The sequence below is a fragment of the Escherichia sp. AM3 genome (assembly GCF_032029835.1).
Classification (GTDB): domain Bacteria; phylum Pseudomonadota; class Gammaproteobacteria; order Enterobacterales; family Enterobacteriaceae; genus Escherichia; species Escherichia coli.
Map to the genome: position 1 here is coordinate 1 of NZ_JAVUPQ010000215.1, position 2,269 is coordinate 2,269.

At 53.9% G+C, this 2,269-nt stretch carries 3 pseudogenes; 2 read left to right on the top strand and 1 reads right to left on the bottom strand.

The features are described 5' to 3' along the window. Nucleotides 1-1,616, top strand: a pseudogene (gene ycjT / locus RTW80_RS24260) (kojibiose phosphorylase); the annotation flags it as partial. Next, a pseudogene (pgmB, locus tag RTW80_RS24265) lies at nucleotides 1,613-2,195 on the top strand (beta-phosphoglucomutase); the annotation flags it as partial. The pseudogenes ycjT and pgmB, both read left to right, overlap by 4 nt. Here the strand turns inward: pgmB and RTW80_RS24270 are convergent. Then, nucleotides 2,170-2,269 (bottom strand): annotated as a pseudogene (locus RTW80_RS24270) (phosphate ABC transporter ATP-binding protein); the annotation flags it as partial. The pseudogenes pgmB and RTW80_RS24270 sit on opposite strands and share 26 nt — an antisense overlap.

Sequence of the window (2,269 nt, forward strand, 5' to 3'; positions counted from 1 at the left end):
ATGCTATACCGCCAAAGAGCGCCGTTTGCAGCAACATACCAGTGCGCAGCTTCATGCAGGCGAGACAATGACGTTGCAAAAACTGGTGTGGATCGACTGGCGGGATGACAGGCAAGCTGCTTTAGACGAGTGGGGCAGCGCGTCGCTTCGCCAGCTTGAAATGTGCGCGCAGCAGAGTTACGACCAACTTCTTGCAGCATCAACAGAAAACTGGCGTCAATGGTGGCAGAAACGTCTTAGATTATGCGCTTTATCATCTGCGCATCATGACGCCTGCCCACGACGAGCGCAGCAGCATTGCGGCAAAAGGCTTAACCGGCGAAGGCTACAAAGGCCACGTTTTCTGGGATACAGAAGTATTTTTGTTACCGTTTCATCTGTTTAGCGATCCGACGGTTGCCCGAAGTTTACTGCGTTATCGCTGGCACAACTTGCCAGGCGCGCAGGAGAAAGCGCGACGCAACGGCTGGCAGGGCGCGCTATTTCCGTGGGAAAGCGCGCGCAGCGGCGAAGAAGAGACGCCGGAATTTGCCGCCATTAACATTCGCACCGGGCTGCGGCAAAAAGTGGCCTCGGCGCAGGCGGAACATCATCTGGTGGCCGATATCGCCTGGGCGGTTATTCAATACTGGCAGACCACGGGGGATGAAAGTTTCATTGCGCATGAAGGCATGGCGCTACTTCTGGAAACTGCAAAGTTCTGGATTAGCCGCGCGGTGAGAGTTAACGATCGTCTGGAAATTCATGATGTTATTGGGCCAGACGAATATACCGAACATGTCAATAATAATGCATACACCAGCTATATGGCCCGCTACAACGTTCAACAGGCGCTGAATATTGCCCGCCAGTTCGGCTGTAGCGACGATGCGTTTATCCATCGCGCCGAAATGTTCCTCAAAGAGCTATGGATGCCAGAAATTCAGCCCGACGGCGTTTTGCCGCAGGATGATTCGTTTATGGCTAAGCCGGCGATTAATCTGGCGAAATACAAAGCGGCGGCGGGGAAGCAAACCATACTGCTGGATTATTCACGCGCAGAAGTGAACGAGATGCAGATCCTCAAACAAGCTGATGTGGTGATGCTCAATTACATGCTGCCGGAGCAGTTCTCAGCGGCATCGTGTCTTGCCAATCTGCAATTTTATGAACCGCGTACTATTCACGACTCGTCATTAAGTAAAGCAATCCACGGCATTGTTGCCGCACGCTGTGGCCTGCTGACCCAAAGTTATCAGTTCTGGCGCGAGGGGACTGAAATCGATCTTGGTGCTGATCCGCATAGTTGTGATGATGGTATCCATGCTGCCGCAACTGGCGCTATCTGGCTGGGGGCGATTCAGGGTTTTGCCGGGGTGAGCGTGCGTGACGGTGAATTGCATCTCAATCCGGCGTTACCTGAGCAGTGGCAACAGTTGTCTTTCCCTCTGTTCTGGCAGGGCTGCGAATTACAGGTCACTCTTGACGCGCAGCGTATTGCGATTCGAACTTCTGCGCCCGTTTCACTGCGTTTGAACGGTCAGCTTATAACCGTGGCTGAAGAATCTGTTTTCTGTTTGGGTGATTTTATTTTGCCCTTCAATGGGACCGCTACCAAACATCAGGAGGATGAATGAAACTGCAAGGGGTAATTTTCGATCTGGATGGTGTAATCACCGATACCGCGCATCTGCATTTCCAGGCGTGGCAGCAGATTGCCGCTGAAATTGGCATCAGCATTGATGCGCAGTTTAACGAATCCCTAAAAGGGATCAGCCGCGATGAGTCTCTGCGGCGCATTCTGCAACACGGGGGCAAAGAGGGCGACTTTAACTCGCAGGAGAGGGCGCAACTGGCGTATCGCAAAAATCTGCTCTATGTCCACTCACTACGCGAGTTGACGGTCAACGCTGTTCTACCCGGCATTCGCTCTTTGCTGGCAGATCTCCGTGCACAGCAGATCTCGGTTGGGCTGGCTTCTGTCTCCCTGAATGCGCCGACGAGTTTAGCGGCGCTGGAGCTGCGCGAGTTTTTCACCTTCTGCGCGGATGCTTCCCAACTTAAAAACTCGAAACCGGATCCGGAAATCGTTCTCGCTGCCTGTGCAGGGCTGGGCGTGCCGCCGCAGGCATGTATCGGCATTGAAGATGCGCAGGCGGGCATTGACGCCATTAACGCCAGCGGTATGCGCTCGGTGGGGATCGGCGCGGGCGTGGTGAACAGATCGTCCGTGTTGCTGAACTCAATCAATTCGCCCAGGTACATAAACGCCGTGTGGTCGGAACAACGC